22 protein-coding genes and 1 pseudogene are annotated in these 23,404 nt (G+C 37.7%); 10 read left to right on the forward strand and 13 right to left on the reverse strand.

Going from position 1 to position 23,404, the window contains the following annotated elements:
* Positions 1-240: pseudogene (locus BMX83_RS06810) on the reverse strand (IS30 family transposase); the annotation flags it as partial.
* Positions 241-392: 152 nt separating this feature from the next.
* Positions 393-1,715 carry an MATE family efflux transporter gene (locus BMX83_RS06815; RefSeq protein ID WP_091635134.1) on the reverse strand — a complete coding sequence of 441 codons (1,323 nt, stop codon included), beginning with the start codon at positions 1,713-1,715 and terminating at the stop codon, positions 393-395.
* Positions 1,716-2,226: 511 nt separating this feature from the next.
* On the opposite strand from BMX83_RS06815, the gene BMX83_RS06820 reads away from it, so the two are divergent.
* Positions 2,227-2,913 carry a DUF554 domain-containing protein gene (locus tag BMX83_RS06820; RefSeq protein WP_091635137.1) on the forward strand — a complete coding sequence of 229 codons (687 nt, stop codon included), beginning with the start codon at positions 2,227-2,229 and terminating at the stop codon, positions 2,911-2,913.
* 122 nt (positions 2,914-3,035) lie between these two features.
* Here BMX83_RS06820 and BMX83_RS06825 read toward each other — a convergent pair whose 3' ends face one another.
* From BMX83_RS06825 to BMX83_RS06835, 3 genes are all read right to left on the reverse strand, one after another.
* Complete coding sequence (locus BMX83_RS06825; protein WP_091635139.1) at positions 3,036-4,202, reverse strand: hydroxymethylglutaryl-CoA synthase; 1,167 nt, start codon at positions 4,200-4,202, stop codon at positions 3,036-3,038.
* 85 nt (positions 4,203-4,287) lie between these two features.
* A complete protein-coding gene (locus tag BMX83_RS06830) occupies positions 4,288-5,199 on the reverse strand; it encodes an NADP-dependent oxidoreductase (protein WP_091635142.1) in 912 nt (303 codons plus the stop codon).
* 38 nt (positions 5,200-5,237) lie between these two features.
* The gene (locus tag BMX83_RS06835; protein WP_091635145.1) at positions 5,238-5,879 is read right to left on the reverse strand and encodes a phosphoribosyltransferase; all 642 of its coding nucleotides are present in this window, start codon (positions 5,877-5,879) and stop codon (positions 5,238-5,240) included.
* A 196-nt stretch (positions 5,880-6,075) separates the two neighbouring features.
* On the opposite strand from BMX83_RS06835, the gene BMX83_RS06840 reads away from it, so the two are divergent.
* Both BMX83_RS06840 and wrbA read left to right on the forward strand, forming a co-directional pair.
* Entirely contained in the window at positions 6,076-6,507 is a 432-nt protein-coding gene (locus BMX83_RS06840; protein ID WP_091635147.1) for a YtxH domain-containing protein, read from the forward strand.
* Between the two features lie 139 nt (positions 6,508-6,646).
* Positions 6,647-7,252 (forward strand): NAD(P)H:quinone oxidoreductase type IV, encoded by a 606-nt coding sequence (wrbA, locus tag BMX83_RS06845; RefSeq protein WP_091635150.1) that lies wholly within the window; start codon positions 6,647-6,649, stop codon positions 7,250-7,252.
* Between the two features lie 80 nt (positions 7,253-7,332).
* Here wrbA and BMX83_RS06850 read toward each other — a convergent pair whose 3' ends face one another.
* The 3 genes from BMX83_RS06850 to BMX83_RS06860 form a co-directional block, all read right to left on the reverse strand.
* Positions 7,333-8,196, reverse strand: coding sequence for a helix-turn-helix domain-containing protein (locus BMX83_RS06850; protein WP_091635153.1), 864 nt, complete (start codon positions 8,194-8,196; stop codon positions 7,333-7,335).
* A gap of 174 nt (positions 8,197-8,370) precedes the next feature.
* Positions 8,371-10,167, reverse strand: a complete 1,797-nt coding sequence (pnpS, locus tag BMX83_RS06855) for a two-component system histidine kinase PnpS (RefSeq protein WP_091635156.1) — start codon at positions 10,165-10,167, stop codon at positions 8,371-8,373.
* Positions 10,164-10,871 (reverse strand): response regulator transcription factor, encoded by a 708-nt coding sequence (locus BMX83_RS06860; RefSeq protein WP_091635159.1) that lies wholly within the window; start codon positions 10,869-10,871, stop codon positions 10,164-10,166. Before BMX83_RS06860 ends, pnpS begins: the two co-directional genes overlap by 4 nt.
* A 256-nt stretch (positions 10,872-11,127) precedes the next feature.
* Between BMX83_RS06860 and BMX83_RS06865 the strand changes: the two genes are divergently transcribed.
* The 5 genes from BMX83_RS06865 (at position 11,128) to phoU (ending at position 15,549) form a co-directional block, all read left to right on the forward strand.
* Entirely contained in the window at positions 11,128-12,093 is a 966-nt protein-coding gene (locus BMX83_RS06865) for a PstS family phosphate ABC transporter substrate-binding protein (RefSeq protein ID WP_091635162.1), read from the forward strand.
* 115 nt (positions 12,094-12,208) lie between these two features.
* A complete protein-coding gene (gene pstC, locus BMX83_RS06870) occupies positions 12,209-13,138 on the forward strand; it encodes a phosphate ABC transporter permease subunit PstC (protein WP_091635165.1) in 930 nt (309 codons plus the stop codon).
* Entirely contained in the window at positions 13,138-14,016 is an 879-nt protein-coding gene (pstA, locus tag BMX83_RS06875; RefSeq protein WP_091635168.1) for a phosphate ABC transporter permease PstA, read from the forward strand. Before pstC ends, pstA begins: the two co-directional genes overlap by 1 nt.
* A 15-nt stretch (positions 14,017-14,031) precedes the next feature.
* Positions 14,032-14,799: a phosphate ABC transporter ATP-binding protein PstB gene (pstB, locus tag BMX83_RS06880; RefSeq protein ID WP_091635171.1), complete on the forward strand. Its 768-nt coding sequence runs from the start codon at positions 14,032-14,034 to the stop codon at positions 14,797-14,799.
* A 63-nt stretch (positions 14,800-14,862) separates the two neighbouring features.
* Positions 14,863-15,549 carry a phosphate signaling complex protein PhoU gene (gene phoU, locus BMX83_RS06885; RefSeq protein WP_091635174.1) on the forward strand — a complete coding sequence of 229 codons (687 nt, stop codon included), beginning with the start codon at positions 14,863-14,865 and terminating at the stop codon, positions 15,547-15,549.
* A 43-nt stretch (positions 15,550-15,592) separates the two neighbouring features.
* On the opposite strand, the gene BMX83_RS06890 is transcribed toward phoU, so the two are convergent.
* The 3 genes from BMX83_RS06890 to mnmE form a co-directional block, all read right to left on the reverse strand.
* Positions 15,593-16,666 (reverse strand): mechanosensitive ion channel family protein, encoded by a 1,074-nt coding sequence (locus tag BMX83_RS06890; RefSeq protein ID WP_091635176.1) that lies wholly within the window; start codon positions 16,664-16,666, stop codon positions 15,593-15,595.
* A gap of 120 nt (positions 16,667-16,786) precedes the next feature.
* On the reverse strand, positions 16,787-18,685 hold the full coding sequence (mnmG, locus tag BMX83_RS06895) for a tRNA uridine-5-carboxymethylaminomethyl(34) synthesis enzyme MnmG (RefSeq protein WP_091635179.1): 1,899 nt from the start codon (positions 18,683-18,685) through the stop codon (positions 16,787-16,789).
* A gap of 621 nt (positions 18,686-19,306) precedes the next feature.
* Positions 19,307-20,695, reverse strand: a complete 1,389-nt coding sequence (mnmE, locus tag BMX83_RS06900) for a tRNA uridine-5-carboxymethylaminomethyl(34) synthesis GTPase MnmE (RefSeq protein WP_091635182.1) — start codon at positions 20,693-20,695, stop codon at positions 19,307-19,309.
* 401 nt (positions 20,696-21,096) lie between these two features.
* Between mnmE and treR the strand changes: the two genes are divergently transcribed.
* Positions 21,097-21,825: a trehalose operon repressor gene (gene treR, locus BMX83_RS06905; RefSeq protein ID WP_091635185.1), complete on the forward strand. Its 729-nt coding sequence runs from the start codon at positions 21,097-21,099 to the stop codon at positions 21,823-21,825.
* A gap of 21 nt (positions 21,826-21,846) precedes the next feature.
* A complete protein-coding gene (locus BMX83_RS06910) occupies positions 21,847-22,146 on the forward strand; it encodes a bacteriocin immunity protein (protein WP_091635188.1) in 300 nt (99 codons plus the stop codon).
* 100 nt (positions 22,147-22,246) lie between these two features.
* On the opposite strand, the gene BMX83_RS06915 is transcribed toward BMX83_RS06910, so the two are convergent.
* Together BMX83_RS06915 and BMX83_RS06920 are read right to left on the reverse strand one after the other, a co-directional pair.
* Positions 22,247-22,813, reverse strand: a complete 567-nt coding sequence (locus BMX83_RS06915) for a TetR/AcrR family transcriptional regulator (protein WP_091635190.1) — start codon at positions 22,811-22,813, stop codon at positions 22,247-22,249.
* 111 nt (positions 22,814-22,924) lie between these two features.
* On the reverse strand, positions 22,925-23,392 hold the full coding sequence (locus tag BMX83_RS06920) for a Dps family protein (protein WP_091635193.1): 468 nt from the start codon (positions 23,390-23,392) through the stop codon (positions 22,925-22,927).
* Positions 23,393-23,404 lie beyond the last annotated feature (12 nt).

Consider the following 23,404-nt stretch of genomic DNA (forward strand, 5'->3'; position numbering starts at 1 on the left):
AATGTATTCAACTTGATCATCAGGCAATTCGATTTTTTTCGCACCACAGTGCGTCTTGTTTTCTTTATAGCGCCGGTAGTAATCCAATACCGTCTTGCCTGTTTCAAGGTAATGTTTGACATTATAGATGGGTTGTTTGGAACGTCCCAACTTATCTGCAATGTTTTCTACAGATAAGCCAATAGTAAGATAAGTTTCTATCCAACCGAGTTCTTCCATGGTAAGATGGGTGTAAGCCATTTGTGGTCACTCTCCTAATTTTCGTGGTTGTTAATTTGGAATGAGTGTACCACAAATGGTTTTTTTAATCGTCTAGCTTAATTTTACAATTCAAGAATTATTAAAATCGACACAACTAGGAGAATAATTTATTACAATTGACTACTTAAAATCTATCCAGGTCGCTTTCTCTTTCTTATTCTCTTTTCAGGATTCATTTTCCAGGCAATCAGCAACATTACTGACATTTCTGCAAAAACGAATGAGAGCCAGACCCCTTTCATTTCATAAAAATGGCTGAGCACTATAACTAAAGGTACAATGATGATCCCGCCTCTGAGCATAGAAAACAGCAAAGAGCGTTTAGGTTGATTCGTTGCTCCAAAGTAACTAGTAGAAACGATATTTATCCCCGCAAAGAAGAAGCCTGCAAAATATACAAGCAGTCCGGTTGTAGCCATTTCAGCAATGTGAGGATTCTGTTCACTATTGAATATCGCAATCAGCTGATCACTGTATAAATAGGTACTTAAATAAATAACTGTACTTAAAATTAATGAGGTTCCTAATGATAAGACAAGAACCTGTTTGATTTGACTAAGATTTTTTAATCCGTAACTTTCACTGAATAGTGGTTGGGTTCCTTGAGCTATACCTGCAAAAAGTGATAATACCACGAAAGAAACATTGGCAATAATACCGTAGGCAGCTAAACCATCATTTCCTTCCAGAGAAAATATGATCGTATTGAATGTAAACATAACCACAGAACCGGATATTTCATTTACAAAGGCGGAAGAACCTAAAAACATGATATCTCGAACCAGACGTTTTTCTATTTTCTGAAAAACAAAAGAGAGGTTGTTCAAAGGTTTGAAATAATGAATCATTAAAACACCCAAACTTATTACAGGCGAAAGACTTGTTGCAAGGGCTGCTCCAAACATCCCCATTTCAAGAGGAAAAATAAATATATAGTCCAGCAGAACATTGAGTAAGCTTCCCGTGATCATACCAAACATAGCAAGTGTGGGGTCTCCATCGTTTCTAACAAATGACAGTAGAGTATTATTTAAAATAAAAAATGGGGCTAATGTTAAGACTGTTCTTAAGTAAATACTCGTTGGCTCAAAAGTTTCCGGGTTGGCTCCAGAAATATTGGCGATAGCTCCAGATCCGAATTGTCCTACTATAAAGAACATCACGCCGAATGCAAGAGCAAATAAAAGCGTTTGGCTATAAACTTTAATTGCCTGCTTTTGTTTATTCTGAGACAATAATATTTTGTATCTTGTTGCGCCTCCAAGTCCAAGCATTAAACCGAATCCATGCATGATCCCAAATATAGGAATACTTAAATTCAAAGAGGCAATACCATTTGGTCCTAAAGCCTGGGCGATGAAAAATGTATCTGCCAGGATATAAAAAGATATCCCAAGCATACCCAGCATATTCAGACTAACACATTTCAAAAACAACTTTACACTTCGCTGCATCTTGTATCTCTACTTTCCATTTTTAAAATTTCTAAAGACAAGCTTACTTAAACTTACCGAGGAAGTCAATCGCAGGTCTCTTACTGTTTTTTTGATTTATACAAGACTAATCTCTTGATAGCTAAACCTTATGTTAAAGAAGATTCAAGAGCATGTTAACTTCCCTTTGCCTACTTTTCATTTGCTAAAGGGCACGCATTTCTACTTTGTGTGCCCTTCGTTCGCTTACTTTCCTCCAAAAGGGCACGCATTCCCTTTTGGTGTGACCTTTATTCTCTTGCTTTCCTCGAAAAGGGCACGCTTTTCCTCTTTGTGTGACCTTTGTTCGCTTACTTTCTTGTAAAAGGGCACGCAACGTCTTCCCTTTTGATATTTGTTTATATCATGTTGTTGAAACTGACTGGCGGTCAGTTTCATCCACTAAAAATGTTCTTTTAATTTCATTTGTATCGTTCGCACTTCCCATTTATAATATAAGAATGTAGATAATCAGAAATTTAAAGGGGCGCACATGATGTTTTTTGGAGTGTTTATAAATACATTGGCTATTTTTACAGGAAGTATCATCGGTTTATTTGTGAATAAAGGCATTCCTTTACATATCGAAAAAGCACTGATGAAGGCTTTGGCTCTCTCTGCAATATACATCGGCATTACCGGCCTCTCTTCCGGAGAAAACACGATCGTCATTATTCTTTCTATGGTAATAGGCGTAACTCTGGGCGAACTAATCAAACTGGATAAAAAAATCAATCAGATAGGTGATAAACTGGAAAAACGTTTCCCCGGCAAAAACGATTCCGACTCTTTGTCAAAAGGCTTTGTTGTAGGAAGTCTGATCATGGCGGTAGGTGCAATGTCGATCGTCGGTCCTCTTGAAAGTGGTCTTTCAGGAACGCATACGATTCTACTGACAAAATCAGTGATGGATGGCTTAACTAGTCTGATTCTTGCATCCAGCATGGGTATCGGTGTCTTGTTTTCAGGGGTTCTCGTTTTTCTTTATCAAGGTGCGATCACACTATTCGCAAGTGGACTCGATACGATTCTAACGGACTCAATGATCAACGACATCAATGCGGTGGGTTCACTTCTTATTTTAGCACTAGGTCTTAATATTCTTGAAGTGACTAAAATAAAAGTGATGAATTTTGTGCCGGCAATCGTTCTCCCTGTATTATTTTTCTTGTTTTATTAAAAAAGCTGTTAGTTGAAGACATCCCTTTTCCAAATCACTCTGGTCAGCGGGTCTTAACTAACAGCTTCTTTTTATTATTTAAACTTTTTTCCAAACACAGTTTTACTTTATCATTTGACTACCTATTTTATTTCGTACTTTCTAATATTCTCTTTTATAGCCACCAGATAGGCTCTTCCTTCTGACAACTGGTCACTCTTTGCTTCAAAATCGGAGCCATCTTTAGGTAATGACTTTTGTAGAAGTTCTTCGTATTCTTCGATAGGTAATTCACGCCGGTTTTCGAGCGTTGCCTCGTGCATTTCTTTATTTAAAAAGTCTTCATATCTTGGCTGTACCGTGCCGCTGAAGAATTCACCCACAGCTCCTGAACCGTAACTGAATAGTCCAATACGGGAGCCCTCAGTCAGTTTCGAAGACTGTTCAAGTAAAGACAGCAGACTTAAATACAAGGATCCTGTATAAATATTGCCTACTTGTTTGTTGTAGACGATGCTGTTTTCATAGTGAGTCATCAATCGTTCGGTCTCTTCTTTTGCGTCTTTAGTTAGTCTGAGGATTGCTTTTTTTGCCATTTTCGTATACGGCAAGTGAAAACAGACCGCCTCGAAATCTTTTAAGTCTCTATCCGTTTTTTCCTTATAGTTCTCCCAGACATCTTCAAGGAATGAAAGGTAAGACTCATTCGAAAATTTTCCGTCGACGAAGGCGTAATCAGAATAAAGGGGTCTCCAGAAATCTGATATATCCTTGGTTAAAGCTGCACTGTCATTATCCAGTACTAAAATGCGAGGATCGCTTGAAATGACCATGGCTACAGCTCCAGCTCCCTGAGTCGGCTCGCCAGATGTATTTAATCCATATTTGGCAATGTCAGAACCGATAACCAGTGCTTTGCTCTCTGGATTCAAAGCGATATGTCCTAAAGCCATTTTGATTCCACCTGTTGCACTGTAGCACGCTTGTTTCAATTCAAAAGAACGCGCGTTTTTCTGGATACCGGTCAAATGATGCACCCATACAGCAGCAGATTTTGAGTGATCAACGCCGGACTCTGTGCCAAATAATACGAGGTCGATCGCTTTTCTGTCTTCATCATCCAAGATCGACAGAGCAGCATTAACAGCCATACTGACTGCATCTTCATGAAGCGATGCAACGGCCATTCTTTCCTGGCCAATACCGATAGTATATTTAGCTGGTTCGACACCTCTCACTTCAGCCAGTTTTTCCATGTCTACGTATTGTTCAGGTGTGTAAAATCCTATTTTGTCTATTCCAATGTTCAACAGCTTATCCTCCTATTTAGAGCTTTGTTTATTCGTCCTTTTTTCAGTATACCTGAGCTTCTTTAAAAAAGAATTAAGAAATGCTTTAATCTTTCATCTTGATAATTAATTTTCCTCGGACATGCCCTGCTTCACTTTGGTTATGTGCCTCTTTTACAGATTCTTCTTTAAAAGGTATCACGTCAGAGATCACAGGTTTCAGTTTTCTTTCAACGAGCCAGTCATGCAACTGGTCGAGCGCATCTTTTGTTGGCTTCATAGAAAAGTATCCTGCATCGTAGATTTCTGTATCGACATAGTCACCCGGGTCACCGGCAATAGACAATAATTTTCCTTTATTTTTTATTAAATAAAGACTTTTCTCTAATACTGAGCCGCCTATAGTATCCAGGACAAAATCGATATCTTCCAGAACTTCATCAAAGGCTTCCTTCTCATAATTGATCGCACGATCAGCGCCAAGTGCCTTTAATAATTCTTGATTGCTTGTGCTTGCGGTTGCGGCAACCCACGCACCCTTGTTCTTGGCAATTTGAATAGCCAGCGATCCGACGCCTCCTGATCCAGCATGAATCAGTACGCGTGAATCTTTTTGGACTTTTCCTCGTCTGACAAGTGCTTCATAAGCGGTTTGTCCAGTTAAAGGCACTGCCGCTGCTTCTTCATAAGAGATCGACTCGTCCAATATCACCGCTTTGTCCGGCCTGACAGAAACAATCTCGGCATAGGTTTTGGAGCCATTAGCCATGACACGATCACCTACTTTGAAATCCGTGACCGCCTCACCGACTTCAATGACTTTGCCAGACACATCCCCTCCAAGGATAATCGGAAGTTTTCCGCCATAATCCCCTTTTCTTCGTTTGATATCTATTGGATTGACACTCGTTGCATGCATCTCAACCAGCATGCGATCGGGTTTCAGTTCAGGCTTCTCTATGTCTTTCATAACCAGCTGGTCTACGCCACCAAATGTTTCAATAACAATAGCTTTCACTTTATGTGCCTCCTGTAATATTTTTTTTCTGCTCTCTTTTATGCATCTGTATTTTCGTACGTGTGCAGCATTTCCATGACCTCTTCATCTTCCAGCTGTTTAAAATCGGCGTAATAAGCTCCGACAGCACCTTTGAAGGTTTCCGGGATCAGAACAGCTGCGATGTCATCCACCAGAGATTCAAGTTCCTTGTACGTATCTTTTGGTATCACCGGTACAGCAACGATTATTTTTCTGGCTTCCTGGGCTTTCGCCGCTTCGATCGCAGCCTTCATCGTCATTCCCGTTGCAATTCCGTCATCGACGATAATGACTGTCTTTCCTTTAAGCGGTTTTTTAGTTATTTCTTTCGAATACATCCGCTGACGACGCGCAATCTCGTTACGAATACGTTTAAGCTCCGTGTCCAGCCATTCCTGATCCAATAACTCTTGAGTTGTTTCATCTAATATCGGATCACCATGTTCAGATAAGGCACCCACTGCATATTCAGAATGCGACGGATGACCGATTTTTTTTGAAAGAATAACGTCAAAGGGGATGTTGCGTTTCTTTGCCAGTTCGATTCCCAAAGGTACACCACCACGTGGAAGGGCAACAATGACAGACTTTTCAGGATTTTTTACATCAACTTCTTCAGCCAATTGTCTTCCTGCATCTATACGGTTTTCAAAGAGCATAAATGATCCTCCTTAAATAATTCCTGAGTTTTTCATTTGTTTAAAGTATAACATGAATACACTAAGTCAAATATTATAACGATTCTACACAGTTGTATATTCTCTAGTTTATAAGTGGTCTTAATTTAAAAAAAATCTCATTTCGTTTATACTATGTAGAAAGAGTTGGTTATTTATTAACTAAGGAGGAAATATTATGTCATTTATTAAAGGTGTTTTGACTGGTGCAGCTTTAGGATTATTATTTGCACCAAAAAGTGGTAAGGAAACACGGGCAGACCTACGAAGAAAAATGGACGATTCAAAAAAATCCGCAAGTAACTACGCAGATAAAGCTAAAGTGAGATCTGGTGAAATGTCCCAGACCGCAGGAGAAGCTACAGAAAATATTAAACTTACCTTAAGTAAAACAGCAAAAGAACTCCGTGAACAGCTGCATCGTGCATCAGAAGAAATAAAAAATGAAGCACGTACGCTTAAAGATGATGTGAAAGAAACAGCAGAAGATGCCTATGTCGATGTAGCTGTCGAAGTTGAGGACGCTTCTGAAAAAATACGCAAAAACGTTGATGACTCCACCCCAAACAGCTCGCAAGCTGAAACCTCACAGTCAACGACACACGAATAAATCAGGAATTTCCCAGACTCAAAACGGTCTGGGATTTTTTAAAATTGTTAATACTTGACACATTATCTGTATTCAGTTACTATTATATTGTAAGTATTACGAATTAGAGATATATCAAACGAAAAAGGAGAAGATTTTTATGGCAAATGTTAAATTATCTATTATCTACTACAGTTCAACGGGTACAAACTACCAAATGGCTCTTTGGGCTAAGGAAAAAGCAGAACAAAGCGGAGCAGAAGTCCGTCTGCGCAAAGCGAAAGAGCTCGCTCCAGAGTTTGCTATCGAACAGAATCCTGCCTGGAAAAAGCACTACGATGAAACACAGCATGTAGAAGAAGCATCTTCTGATGATATTCTATGGGCAGATGCTTTGCTTTTCAGTGCACCTTCTCGTTTCGGTACGATGCCAAGTCAGTTAAAACAGTTTCTTGATATCCAGGGTGGCTTATGGGCAAACGGGAAAACTGTCAATAAAGTAGTCAGTGCAATGACCTCAGCTCAAAACCCTCATGGCGGACAAGAAGCCACACTCTTATCCCTATATACTTCCATGATGCATTGGGGAACAATTATCGTGACGCCTGGTTACACAGACCCTGTATTGTTCGGTGCCGGCGGTAATCCTTATGGTACTTCAGTTACTGTCGATCAAAATGGAAACATGCAGGAAGATGTTGAAGATGCCGTCAAGCATCAGGTTGCACGTGTCCTGGAAGTCGCTTCTAAAACGCTAGAAAGTTAATTAAAAATTTCCTCTAAAAAACACATTCTCTTTATCTGATTCAAAAAAATCAGAAAAGATGAATGTGTTTTTTGTATGGATCAGTCATTTTCTGCAAGTTCTTTCTCCAAACGGTCGATTATCAGTTGTATTGAGACAGCATAATTTTCATTCTTCTGAATATCAAATATTGTCCGGGCTTTTTTATATGATCTTAGACCATCTTTTTTCTGGCCTAATTTTTCCAGACAGTATCCTTTATAATACAGAAAATCTCCTAGGAGAAATAATGTATTTTCTGAAATAACTAAACTTAAACCTTGAAATACTTTATTAATGCATTCATTATATTTATTTTGCTTAGCTAGACATACGGAATAATTCAAGAGTAATTTTGCTTTTTTTTCATAATTCATCCACTCTGAAAATATACTAAACCCTTTTTGATAATATTTTTCAGCTAATTCATAATTGTCTTGCCTCAAATACTGATTCCCAATACTATCAATAATTTCAATACGAAGTTCACCATTTTTCGTCATCTCTTCCAACCTCAATAGATGTCTTAATGCTTTGTCGCTCTCCCCATCACGATAAGCATATAATAAGCCATTTATCCATTCAAAAAACATTCGGTCTTGTCCAATTGCTTGACTGATCAATTCTTCATTTGAGCTTATAAGGTAGGATACCGACTCATACTCTCGACGCTCCAGATGCTGTCTAATAAGTCTAGACAGTTGTGATGTTTTTGAATAGCGACTTTCAACAGAATCTTCTCCATAAAAATAATGCAGTGAAACGGCAAGACGTTCAGCTAATTTTTCCATAAGTTCCCGGCTCGGTTTCACTTTTTTCTTCTCAATACGACTGACCATGGCCTGCGTACAAATTCCTTCAGAAAGATCAGCTTGAGTCATTTTCAACTCTTTTCTTCTTTTTCTGATTTTCTCCCCTATTTTCATCCGCCTATTCCTCTCATTATATTATAATTATAATATCAGTTATATTAAATCATTATACATGAGTGACTTGCTATTTTCTATATTTTTATGAAATTTTCTTATTGTATAAGCTTATTACTATGAAATTTATTCTTTTAGTTTAATATTTTTTATAATCATTTTTTAATGATAACTCTAATTTTCCTCATTGTTATTATCTGTAATAGATATTGGTAGCCAGACTGTAAAGTCAGTCCATTGATTTACTTCACTTTTAACTTCGATATGCCCCTCATTATTTTCAACTAACCACTTCACAATAGATAAACCTAAACCAGTTCCCCCAATATTCCGACTTCTGCTTTTATCAACTCTATAAAAGCGTTCGAATATTCTGTTCAGCTGATTTTCAGGGATCCCCATACCATTATCAACCACAGAAAGTTTCAAATTATTATCCGTAATACCTATTTCTATTGTCACTTTTCCCTTTTCAGGTGTATAAGCTACTGCATTACTGACTAAATTAATTATAATTTGTTTTAAATGATCTGGATTTATTTCAATTTCTATACCCTTTTGACCAACTATATTAACATGAATATCTTTTAAACTGATTTTTTGACTTAGTACTTTAAGAACATCCTCGATTGTTTCATTTACGTTGATTATATCTTTTGCACCATTATCCTGTCTTTGCTCGAGTTTAGATAGCTGCAAGATATCATTGACCATAACGTCAAGCCGGCCCGCTTCTTTATTAATAATCTCTAGAAATTCAACGAGTACGTCATTATCATCTAATGCGCCATCAAGAAGTGTTTCACTAAAACCTTTCAATGCCGTAATAGGTGTACGAAGCTCATGAGAAACATTTGCTACAAAGTCAGTTCGGACTTTTTCAAGTCTTCTTATTTCAGTGATGTCATAAAGGAGAACGATGAAGTTCAATGTCTCTAATGAATCATTAAAAATAGGTACCACATGTACATCCATCGTTTTCTCTTCTGGATAGTACATTTGAATTTCCCTATTCTGAATGCGCTCTGTATTATATGCTTTTTCTATGGTAGCAATCAATTCAGAACTGTGTAGACTCTCAAAAAAAGATTTACCTTGCTTACTATTCAAGTCCTCCCCCAGGAGCTCATTCATGGCAGGATTTACCATATTAATTCGTTTATCCTTCTCAACAAGCATCACTCCAATAATCAGATTGTTGATCAATTCTTTTAGTTTGAGTTCATTTTCTTTTATTTCACTCATCTGATTATTTAAATTGATAGCCAGTTCGTTGATAGAAGAGCCTAATTCATCTATTTCTTTATATGATCCTTTATGGTACCTCACAGAATAATCTTGATATGAAAGAACATTAGCTATATTCCTAATCTTATCAATGGGACGTGTGATTTTTTTAGCCCAATAACGAATAAATAAATAAGAAATGAGTATAGCTGCAATTAAAAATAATAGTAATGTAGTCATAAGCTCATCCGTTACTCCGATCACTTCTTCAGCATTTCGAGAAAGACGAAGGTAACCATTAAACCCACTTTCTGTTGTTTCTATACGCGTTGCACTATAATAAAGCATTTCATTCGTACTTTCACTTTTACGGTGATATGTACCTATTTTCTGCCCCTCTGTAACTTGTATAATTTCTGGTCTATCTAGGTGTTTTTCAAGTTGATCTGCCTGAACGCGTGAATCATAGATCACATCACCATTCAAATCAATGAGTGTTATCCGTTCCTTCATAACGCGCGAAGCTGATTCCAGTCGACTAATGAGTGGGCCATTTTTCTCCATCGACTCTTCTATATCATTTAATTGACTTCCTAGTACCAAGAGCTGTGTATTCAGCGCTTCCTCCTGTTGTTCTATTGATTGTTCTTTAATTCCAGAAGAAATCATTGAGATAAATACAACAAAGAAAGTTAATAGAATAAGTGTAAAAAATAAAATCATTCGGGACTGTATTTTTTTCATTGCGGTACCTCTAATTTATAGCCAAATCCCCGAGCCGTTTTTATATACCGCGGTTGTTTTGGATTTACTTCAATTTTTTCCCTTAAATGACTGATGTGCACGTCTACAATGCGCGTTTCTCCACTAAAATCATAATCCCACACTGCTAGAAGTAACTGTTCGCGGCTTAGTATACGATTCTTGTTTTCAGCAAGATAAACAAGTAATTTAAACTCTTTTGGTGTGAAAGCTAATTTTTCTTCCTTTACATAGACTTCGAATTTTTCTGGATAAATCGTAATATGATCCAATATGATCGTTTTTTGCCTTTGATCCATGTCGAGCGTCTGCTTATTCTGCTTATCTACCCGTCTCAAGATCGCTTTAATCCGTGCAATAACCTCCCGTGGACTGAAGGGTTTAGTTATATAATCATCTGCTCCAATTTCCAAACCCACAATTTTGTCGATTTCAGAGTCTTTGGCTGTCAACATGATAATTGGTGTATCGATTTTTTCTCCTCGAATAGCCCGACATATATCCATCCCATCTTTTGAAGGCAGCATCAAATCAAGTAGAATCATAGCGTATTGATTTTTCAAAGCCAATGCTAGTCCCTCTTCTCCATCCATCGCCACATCAACCTTGTAATTTTCCTTTTCCATATTGTATTGAAGTAGCTTAACAATCGATAGTTCATCTTCTATTATTAAAATTTTCTTCATTTTATCTCTCCTGTGACTTCAGTCTTACGTCTATATAAAGCTAATATTCTATACTTAATATTGCTATATTAATCATTTAATGTTTTTCATCTAACGCCTTTTATATACCTATCATAACAGGATTTCTATAAATAAAATATCATTGAAATCCGTATTTACACAATCTTTACATTATATTTGCGTTGAATTAACACCCACACGTTACTCTAACTTTGTAGACAAAAAGTGTCTAACTACTTAAAAAGAGGGATTAATTATGAAAATGACTAAGGTTGTAAAAATGGGTACATCATTGAGTGCGGTACTTTTACTAGCAGCTTGCGGTAACAAATCAGAAGACAAAAACAGCGCAGGAGCAAATGAAGAAACATCTGAAAGCATTACCGGTTCAGTCCAAGTCGACGGATCTTCCACTGTCTTTCCAATCATGGAGGGTATTGCCGAAGAGTTTTCTATTGAGAATCCAAAAGCGCGAGCAACCATCGGTGTATCCGGTTCTGGTGGTGGGTTCGAGAAATTTATTGCCGGAGAGACTGATATTTCCAATGCCTCTCGACCTATCAAAGAAGAGGAGATAGCACTACTTGAAGAAGAAGGTATCGATTATACGGAATTTAAAATCGCTCTTGATGGTCTTTCGGTTGTCGTCAACTCAGAGAATGACTGGGTCGATTATCTTACCCTTGACGAACTTTACGCGATTTGGGCAGAAGAAGGCGATGCTGATACATGGGCAGACGTCAGAGACGGCTGGCCTGATGAAGAAATTGAACTGTTCAGTCCCGGAATTGATTCAGGAACCTACGACTATTTTGATGAAGTCATACTAAACGGAGACCAAATTGAAAGAGAGGCATCACTTTCTGAAGACGACAATATTTTGGTTCAAGGTGTAAAAGGCTCCCCAAACGGTTTAGCTTACTTTGGTTATGCATACTATGCTGAAAACATGGATACAGTTAAAATCGTTCCAATCGAAAACAGCGAAGGTGACGTTATAGAACCGAGTAGTGAAACAGTGCAAAACGGAAATTATGAACCTTTATCCAGACCATTATTCATCTATGTAAAACACGAATCTATAGTAGAAAACAATGCAGCTTATGAATTTGCAAAGTATTCACTGAAAATGGCTGGCGAAATGGCTCAGGAAGTTGGCTATGTCGCTATGGAAGAGGCTATTTATGAAGAAAGTCTAGCAACCCTGGAAAGCTTAAAGTAGACTTTTGACTAACTTAAAAATACTTATATAGCCTATTAAAGTGATTATCATATCGGTCAATACCTATCACTTTTTTCTCGATAGACACTGACCGATGTTTAAGGAGCATCAATTCATGAAGATAACTATCCGCGAAAGGATTAAAAAAAATAAAGCGAAACAGTCCTATCAGAATACGATTGAGAAAGCCATGCCACTCTTATTTTTTCTCATGGCTTCCCTTTCCATTCTAGTTACCTTAGGAATCATTTATACCCTGCTGAGAGAAACAATTATGTTTTTTACTCACATTTCTTTGTTCGATTTCATTACGGGAACTGAATGGTATCCTTTTTTTGAAAATAACCCTAGTTATGGTATCTGGCCTTTGCTTTCCGGGACGTTTACAATCGCAATCATCGCTATGCTAGTCGCAGTCCCAATCGGCCTTGCTTCAGCTATTTATTTAAGTGAATATGCCAGTGATAGGAGTCGTAGAATACTAAAACCTATTCTTGAAGTTCTCGCCGGTGTGCCTACTGTTGTTTACGGGTTGTTTGCCTTAACATTCGTAACCCCTCTGATGCAAACGTTCGTCACTGATCTACCTATTTTTAACGCCCTGAGTCCAGGGATTGTAGTAGGAATTATGATCATTCCACAGATTACATCTCTGTCCCAGGAAGCAATGAACGCGGTTCCTCAATCCGTGCGTGACGGTGCCTATGCTCTTGGAGCGACGCGACTTGAAGTTGCTCTCAAAATCGTCATTCCCGGATCATTTAGTGGCATCGTCTCATCCCTCGTACTCGGCTTGTCCCGCGCGATTGGCGAAACAATGATTGTATCTACCGCAGCTGGTTCCACGCCGAATTTGGGGTTCACACCAACAGAATCGATTCAAACGATGACGTCTTATATCGTGCAAGTTAGCATGGGCGATGCAACATTCGGATCAACAATTTATTACAGTATCTATGCAGTAGGTATGACGCTATTTCTCTTTACCCTTATCATGAACATATTAGCCAATCATATTTCCCGTAAATATAGGGAGGTTTACTAATGAAAAATAATAGTGTAACACCAGATGAAAAACAGATTGATAGAAGGATTATTAAAAATAAATTGGCTAAAGGTGTATTCTTTTTAGGTACTCTCTTTGGGATTATTGTTCTTGCTGCTTTATTGATCCGTATCTTCACTCAGGGAATCGCTTATCTGGACTTTGGTTTTCTTAGCAATTTCGCTTCCAGAAGACCAGAGGATGCTGGTATCAGAGCTGCTATTCTTGGAACCATTTGGATTATGTCCATTACGATACCCGTTTCACTCATATTAGGTGTAAGCACATCTATCTATCTAGAAGAATATGCACCAAGAAACAAATTTACTCGCTTCATCGAGCTGAATCTGGCCAACTTAGCCGGAGTTCCCTCTGTCGTATTTGGACTTCTTGGTCTAACTGTCTTTGTACGGCTTCTAGAGATGGGAAGAAGTATCCTAGCAGGAGGGTTCACCATGTCTCTACTCATACTTCCTGTCATCGTAGTCGCATCAAAGGAAGCCATCCGAGCGATACCACAGGAGCAGTATGATGCAGCTTATGCTATGGGAGCTACGAAATGGCAGATTATTCGAACAGTCGTCCTACCAGCTGCTACACCCGGTATTTTAACTGGAGCTATTCTTTCCTTGTCTCGTGGAGTAGGAGAAACTGCCTCTCTGCTTATGATTGGTGCGATGACTTTTATCGCCTACACTCCAGCTTCCGTTCTGGATGGTTTTACTGTTCTACCTATCCAAATTTTCAGCTGGGCAAGCAGACCCCAGGCCGAATTCCAAGCTGTTGCAGCTGCAGGTAGTATCGTCCTTCTAGTTATTTTGATTGTGATGAATACGCTGGCAATTATTATCCGCAATAACTATTCGAAACGCTATTGATATAGGGGGAAAATTATGAATAATTCAGAAAATAAGTCGTTAGTCTACTCCATCAAGGATTTAAATTTGTGGTATGGAGATACAAAAGCATTAAAAAATATTTCGATTGACATACCCGAAAAAGAGGTCATCGCGATCATTGGTCCCTCAGGATGCGGGAAGTCGACATTCATTAAAACATTGAACCGGATGGTAGAGCTCGTCCCTTCTGTCAAAACGGAAGGATCGATCCACTATAAAAAACTGGATATAAAAAAAGCTAAAGTCGAGTCTTTACGTACTGAAGTTGGGATGGTATTTCAGAAGCCGAATCCCTTCCCAAAATCTATTTATGACAATATTGCTTATGGCCCGCGTATTCACGGGATAAAAGATAAGAAAACACTGGATGAAGTGGTTGAAAGAAGCCTGAGAGGGGCTGCACTTTGGGAAGAAGTCAAAGATCGCCTGGACGAAAATGCTTTTGGATTATCCGGAGGTCAGCAGCAGCGTGTCTGTATTGCCAGAGCACTGGCTGTCGAGCCTGATGTGATACTCATGGATGAACCGACCTCAGCTTTGGATCCCTTATCGACAGCTAAAATAGAAGACCTCATCCATGAGCTAAGAAAGAACTACAGTATTATTATTGTCACACACAACATGCAACAAGCCGCACGGATTTCCGATAAAACAGCCTTCTTTTTAAATGGTGAAGTTATCGAATTCGATGCAACAGAAAGGATGTACTCTAATCCAAAAGACAAGCGAACTGACGATTATATTTCAGGTAAATTTGGTTAACAGATTTACGAATAATCCTTCATCAAATAATAAAATAATTAAATCTAAGAGGGGACTATCTCAATGAGAAGAGCATTCGAAGAAGAATTGAATGATTTACACGACCAATTTTATCAAATGGGCTTAATGGTATCCGAAGCTATTTATCTGTCAGTTAAAAGTTTTACTACACACGATAAAAAAACTGCCGAAAAAGTTATCACTAATGACCCTTATATAAACGAGCAACAAGTTATGATTGAGTCAAAATCGATTGAACTCATCGCCTTGCAGCAGCCCGTCACGAGTGATTTACGCCGCATTATTACCATTATGAAAGCTTGTGCAGATTTAGAACGCATGGGAGACCATGCCGTCGCTATTGCCAAAGCTACTATTCGAGTCAAGGGGAATAAAAAAGATCTCGCTATCGAAAACAATTTAGCTATTATGGCTGAAAGTGTAAAAAAACTGGTTGAACGTTCCTTGACTGCCTTTATTGAAACAGATTTAAAAGAAGCCAAAAAAATTGCCTTAAAGGATAATGAAATAGACCAAATGGCTTTCGAAATACACAAGCAAACACTAGAAGAAATGAAAAAAGATTCTGAACTAGTACTTGGTGCAACGAATTATATTTTAGTTGCAGGTAACCTGGAACGGATAGGGGATTATGTCACAAATGTTTGCGAATGGATTATTTATTTGGAATCAGGAAAAATTATTGAACTAAACACCCATAACACACTGGACAATACTTCCTTTAAATAAAGGAAAAAGTGCTGACATTAAATCAATGTCAGCACTTTTTATTTTATTTATTTTCTGAAATGACATGAATATCACGCTGAGGAAATGGAATGTTAATGTTATTATCAGAAAATTTCTTGAATATTTTAAATCTTAAATCACTTGGGATGAGAAATTCTCTTTCATCAATCTGTGAATCTATCCAAAACCAGACTGTGAAATCCAAAGAAGATTCTCCAAAATCCTCAAAGAAAACACGAGGAGCAGGCTGATCTAGAACATCCGGCCACGTCTCTTCTCTCAATTCATCCACTGCTTCATATAATAAACGCTTAACAAGTTCAATATCACTTCCGTAAGCTACTCCAATCTTAACAGGAATCCTCAGACGCTTATCCGTATAAGATCTGTTAACAAATTTCTGTTCAAGAAAATATGAATTAGGAATAATCATACGCTCATTTACACGTGTTCGAACGATGGTTGCTCGTATCTTTATTTGTTCAACATCAGCAATCGTATCGTCAATAATAATACGATCACCCACTCTTATCGGTCGTTCAAAAAGAATGATTAGGCCCGAAATGAAGTTGGACATGACATTCTGTAATCCAAAACCAATCCCTACTCCAAGAACACTCGCAAACACTGTCAGACTTGTTAAATTAAACCCTATCGAAGATAAAGAAATTAATACCGCCAAGGTGACAATAGTGTAATGGAAAAAGGTATTCATAGTTGCCTGTAGTCCTCTATCTAGTCCATATTTATCATAGACAGAAGGGAGAATATATTCTCGAATCGCCTTTGAAAATTTCACCGCTAAAATAATAGCAAAGAGAACGGCTAATATAAGAAAAATTGTGATTTTGGTATTACTAAATACAAAAAGTGTTTGATAAATAAATGACGTCTTCGAAAAATACATAAAGAAATAAATGACTAATATGAATAAGGTTATCCAGTTTACAATCGTTTCAAGAAATAACTGCGTACGCTTTTGTTTGATAACTTTATTCAATACGGCATGTAAGCCGGCTCTTACTATTAAAATAATTGCAAGACCTATAAAGGCCCCTATCCAAAAGCTAATTTTGTTGTTTTGAATTCCTTCAATTATAGTTCTTAGCTGCTCCATACATTTCTTCCTCACATAGCTTAATTTTAGTTTAGTTTACCAAACTTCATGAAAATTAACGACTATACTGGTTTTTCATAAAAAATAAGAGACTGGATTCCAGTCTCTTATTTTTTATATTTAGTTCGTACTACTAACTTTCTTCACATCGCCTTGTTCGACGTAAACCATTAAAATTGAAACATCTGACGGATTAACACCACTGATACGACTAGCCTGAGCTATTGTCTCAGGTTGGATTTTTGCTAGTTTTTCTCTCGCTTCTGTTGCGATACCATTAATCGCTAAATAATCGATCCCTTCTGGAATACGTTTGTTTTCCATACGTTTGATTTTTTCAGCTTTACGTATTGCTTTACTGATATAACCTTCATACTGAATATGAATTTCAACTTGTTCTTTCACATCTTTTGGTAGTTCATTTTCCAAAGGTGCAAAAGGTATAATATCTTCATATTTAACGTACGGACGTCTCAAGAAATCATAAACTAAAATACCATCCTTCAATGGCGGTTCATTTTTCGAATCCAAATACGCTTTAACATCACTTGGCTTCAAACGAATCGTTTTTAAACGTTCCAGTTCTTTTTCCACGAGGTCTTTTTTAGTCTGGAACGTTTCAAAGCGTTCTTTTGATACAAGTCCTAAGTTATAACCTTTTTCAGTTAAGCGGAAATCGGCATTATCATGGCGCAATAACAAACGATATTCCGCACGGGAGGTGAGTAAGCGATAAGGTTCATTCGTGCCTTTCGTTACCAAGTCGTCGATCATTACTCCGATGTAGGCTTCATTACGTTTCAAAACAATCGGCTCTTCGCCATTTACTAAGCGTGCCGCATTGATTCCAGCAACTAGCCCTTGGCCACCGGCTTCTTCATATCCAGATGTCCCATTCATCTGTCCCGCAGTAAATAGGCCATTAATACGTTTTGTTTCAAGTGATGGGCGCAGTTGATAAGGCTTCACAACATCATATTCGATGGCATATCCTGTACGCATCATTTGCGCATTTTCGAGCCCATCTATCGAGCGTAGGACAGATAGTTGTACATCTTCAGGTAATGAAGATGAAAGTCCTTGAACATAAATCTCATCTGTATTCGCACCCTCTGGTTCAAGAAACAGTTGGTGTCTTGGTTTGTCGCTAAAACGAACAACCTTATCTTCGATGGATGGGCAATAACGTGCGCCAACGCCATCAACGATTCCGGTAAACATAGGTGCACGGTGTAAGTTTTCACGTATAATATCATGCGAAATATTACTAGTATAGGTCAGCCAACATGATATTTGTTCTTCAAGGTAGTCCTCATCCAATGATTCAAAACTAAAATGATGCGGTTCACTATCACCGGGCTGTTCTTCTGTCACGGAATAGTCAATCGAATCTTTGTGAATGCGTGGAGGCGTTCCAGTTTTAAAGCGGTCCAATTCAAAACCATGTTCCAGCAAACTTTCAGACAATTTTATACTTGGCTGTGTGTTGTTTGGCCCAGAAGAATATTTCAGTTCCCCAATAATAATTTCACCCCTGGAAGATGTTCCAGCAGTTAATATAACAGCTTTAGATCTATAAATAGCTCCCGTGTTTGTAATAACTCCTTTAATATGATCGTCTTCCACAATAATTTCTTCTACTATTCCTTGTTTTAGATCTAAATGTTTTGTTTTTTCAATCGTTCTTTTCATTTCATTGGAGTACATATACTTATCTGCTTGCGCACGTAACGCTCTTACAGCTGGTCCTTTTGCAGTGTTCAACATACGCATTTGAATGTATGTTTTATCAATGTTACGTCCCATTTCTCCACCTAGAGCATCGATTTCTCTTACAACGATACCTTTGGCCGGGCCGCCAAGGGAGGGATTACACGGCATATGTGCAATCATGTCTAAATTGATTGTCATGAGGAGTGTTTCAGCACCCATTCGTGCAGAGGATAATGCTGCTTCTGATCCAGCATGTCCTGCTCCAACAACAATTACATCATAATAACCTGCTTCATATGTTTGCATAGATTTATTCCTTTCTCATTATGTTACTTTTAAGTTTAAAATTTTTATATTAATTAATATCGGTCTGTTTCATTATCTTTTAAGAGTCCAAGCCGTAATTTCCTATTTTTCGCAGGAGCCAAAACGGGGGTATCTCGCTTTTCTATTGTCTAGCGATTCACCCCCTGGCTCCAAACGAAAAAAGATAAATTAATTACCAGCTAACGCATACTGTACGACTAACCTGCTAAAGCAGGAAGTCTTTCAGCAATTGCGCAGTATGCGGGCTGACGCCTACACTCAACTAGATTGCTGAAGCAATCAGTTTCCTAGCAATTAGGATATAATTTCCTATTTTTCAGTGGAGTCAACCCAGGCTTGATTCGCTTTTCTATTGTCTAGTTTTTCAACCTTGACTCCTCCTGAAAAAAGATAAATTAATCCATTGCGCAGTATGCTCATTAGGATATAATTTCCTATTTTTCAGCGGAGTCATAACAGGTTGAAAAAACTTTTCTATTGTCTAGCGATTCAAGCCTGACTCCGAACGAAAAAAGATAAATTAGCCCATTGCGCAAGATGCTCATTCAGGGCGTAATTTCCTATTTTTCGCTGGAGTCAACCCAGGCTTGATTCGCTTTTCTATTTCCCGAGGCAGAATTGGCTGAAGAGTTGGGTGATGAGTTCGTCTTGGACGCTATCTCCTGTTATTTCGCCTAAGAGATCCCACGCTCTTGTCATATCGATTTGTACCAGGTCAACGGGCATGCCCATTTCAATTCCTTCGATTACGTCATTGAATGCATCGATTGTTTCGTTGAGTAAGGCAATATGCCTTATATTAGATACATAGGTTGCGTCCTTTTCACCTGTGTTACCGGCAAAGAATAATTCTGCTATTTTCCCTTCAAGCTCAGTTAAGCCTGCTTCTGTGATAATTGATGTTTGAACAATATTATCAGATTCAATGATTGTATGCAGTTCTTCAAGGTCCAGTTTATTTTCCAGGTCCATCTTATTTAATATGATAATACGGTTGTGTCCCTCAGTTGCTTCAAGCAGTTTTCTATCTTCTTCTGTCAACGCTTCGCTCTGGTTAAATACTAAAAGTACAAGATCAGCATCAGTTAATGCTTTACGACTACGTTCAACACCAATACGTTCAACAATATCTTCTGTTTCTCGAATACCAGCTGTATCGATCAATCGCAAAGGTACTCCTTTGACGCTCACATACTCTTCGATCACATCGCGTGTTGTCCCAGCAACTTCTGTAACGATGGCTTTTTCTTCTTTAAGAAGTACGTTCAGCAAACTGGATTTACCAACATTTGGACGTCCAATAATAGCTGTAGCCAATCCTTCGCGTAAAATTTTTCCTTGCCCTGCTGTTTCAAGTAATGCTTCAACTTGTCCCTTTACATCTTTAGCTTTTTCAACCAATAACTTAGATGTCATTTCTTCCACATCATCATATTCAGGATAATCGATATTCACTTCTACTTGAGCCAGCGTGTCTAGAACCTCCTGGCGCAGATTTGTGATCAGTCGGCTCAGATTCCCATCAAGTTGTGTTACGGCCATATGCATTGCCTTATCCGTTTTAGCCCGTATAACATCCATAACAGCTTCAGCTTGAGATAAATCGATTCGACCATTTAAAAATGCACGTTTTGTAAATTCTCCCGGTTCTGCTAAGCGAGCACCATTATGAAGAACTGTTTCAAGTACTTTATTAACTGAAACGATTCCGCCATGTGTGTTGATCTCTACAACATCTTCTCGTGTGTAGGTCTTTGGTGCACGCATGATCGTCACCATGACTTCATCAATTTGAGTCTTTGTTTTAGGATTCACTACATGACCATAGTGAATTGTATGTGTTTTCTGTTCAGCTAACTGTTTTTTCCCTGCCTTATAAACGCGGTCAGCAATTTCCAGTGCTTCATCACCACTAATGCGTACAATGCCAATCCCACCTTCACCTGGTGGCGTTGAAATTGCGGCAATTGTATCAAATTCTATAGCCATCTAGCGTTCCTCCTATATAATAAGGAAAGCACTCAATATTTTAGTTCTGAATGCTTGCCTTTTTTAATTTTTTTCACAAAAAAAGTGCCTGGTCCACTCCAATTTAGCACAAACGACTCCCTTGGGGCGGAAAAGCACTTTCACTACTTTACCTTTATTAAATGTAAAAAATTATTTTATTTGTTTCGACAAGTTAAATAATATAAGTAATTAATTGATTTGTCAACTTTTTTACTTATTTAATATAAGCAATATGTGACTATGATTTCACAATTAGGCTACACCCTTTCGCTATACCTATTTATCTCTTACTACTGAAACGCATTATAACTTGAGACAACGTTTTATTTCTTATAGAATATAGATTAACAAACTTTTATATATAAAGGGGCTGGAACCCATTGAGTAGGTTTAAACAAATATTTTTAGATATTGAATCAGACATTTTAAACCAAACGTATAAAGCTGGAGAGCTACTTCCCAGTGAAAATAAGCTGTCAAAAACTTATAATGTTTCGCGTGAAACAATTAGAAAAGCGCTAACCTTACTTCTAGATAGCGGTTACATTCAAAAAAAGCAGGGCAAAGGTTCGATTGTTTTAGACATTAAACGATTTGATTTTCCAATCTCTGGTTTGACTAGTTACAAAGAATTAGAAGAAGCTCAAAATATTAATAGTGAAACGATACTCATAAAGAATCAAATTGAAACACTACCGGAAAATATCGCATCCTTCCTTAAAATTTCTCCGGACACTAAAGTTCATGCTGTTATTAGAGGGAGAAAAGTTGATGGGGAGACGGTTATTTTAGATAAAGATTACCTACTAGCCTCCGTTATTCCTGAATTACCAGATAATGAAGCTGTTGAATCTTTGTATGATTATATTGAAAATAAGTTAGGTCTAACAATTAGTTATGCTAGAAAAGAGTTTATTGTGGAGCCCGCAACAAAAGAAGATCGTGAATTAATGTCTCTACATAGTGATTCGCATGTCGTCGTGACACGCAGTGAAGTGCATTTGGAGGACACAACCTTGTTTCAATATACTGAATCACGCCACCGTTTAGATAAGTTTCGCTTTGTCGAATTTGCACGACGCAGGCCCCCTATGGACTTAAAAAAATAAGCCTACAAGGAGATAGTCGAAATGAATAATGAACTAAAGACAGAACAACTGATTGATGCAATGAGTGCTGCTTATTCTGACCCAGAGGTAAAAAAAGATCAATATATGCATCAATTGTTATTCGACTCAGCGAAGCAAATAACTCATGGACACGATCATCGAGTTATTTGTGTTCGTCTCAGTAAGGAAATCAGTCGTTTTTCACTAAGGAATAAAATGAGCCTCCCTCAATCATTAAATCATTTGTATGAAATCGTAGGCAAAGAACACACAGCATACCGAGGAACAATAGCCGCTACATCCATTTGGTGGGGCCGATAACAAAAGATCCTCCAAATGATCAGATATTCTGACCTCGATTTGGAGGAGCGTTAATAGTTATATATACACTTAGATTATTTTTCAGCCTATCTTACTTCTACTATAGTGAATTATTTTTCAATATCACTACAAGTTGATTGACATAGTCTTCTTTGCTTTTGCTATTACTTTCTGGGAAGTATATAAAGGATAAAATACTTCCAATTAACATTCTCAAGGTTATTTCCTTATTTATAAGTTTTATTCCAGCCTCTTCTGCAGCTTTTTCTAAAAGAGCATGCGTTCTTTCTATATAGTCAAATGGAATAATTTCAGGATTTATGTTTCTTTCTCTTAATATTAAGGTAATCATTCGATGGTTATTGGAAATGAATTCTATCCGATTTTTTAAAATATATTTTAATTTGTTTGTCGGATCTAACTTATTTTCTTGGAGTTTAATCTCAATTTTTTCTAAACTTTCTGCAAGTACTGGTTCGATGACTGCTTTAAATAATTCTTCTTTTGAAGAAAAATAACGATATAATGTTACCTCAGATATGTCAGCCTCCTTAGCAATACTCGCTGTAGTTGTTGCATGATAACTCGATTCAGCGAAGCGCTCCATCGCAGCATCAATGATGTGTTGTCTACGTTTTTCTTTTGTCATTCTTTTATTCTTATCCATTGGCTTTCCCCTATATTTACAGTTTAATACTATTTATTTTTATAAGAAAAGGAGTTAGTCTGAACTAACTCCTTTTCTTTCTTTTCAAATTATAATTAATTAGTCGCTTCTTTAGGCGTCATTGTTTGGTGCTTTACCTAATTCAGCTTGCATCATCCAAACATTTAATTCTAAGTCGCCTTTGGCATCAATAAAAATATCTTCTGTTACAGCGTCGCCTTCTTCTTGAGCTGCTTCGATTCCTTTTGAATATTCAGCAACTAATGTGCGGAAAATATCCACTAATCGTTCAAGATGTTCATCGATTGCTTTGTCCCATTTTCCAGGAACACTCTTGATATTAGATTTTTCAGCAAATTCTTCTAAAGTAGATACGGGTGAACCATCAATAATGATTAATCGCTCAGCAACTTCATCCAGCTGTTCTTCTACTGTTTCACGGTATTCATCCATTAGCTCGTGATAGTTTTTGAAGTCTTTTCCACGTAAATACCAGTGAATTTGGTGAATAGCTGCTGATGCTTGAGATAGGTCTGCGGTCAACTGATTTAATACTTTCTTTGTTTCTTCGTATTTCATTTTTGACATCCT

Source organism: Alkalibacterium gilvum, assembly GCF_900109085.1.
In the GTDB taxonomy this organism is placed as follows: Bacteria; Bacillota; Bacilli; order Lactobacillales; family Carnobacteriaceae_A; genus Alkalibacterium; species Alkalibacterium gilvum.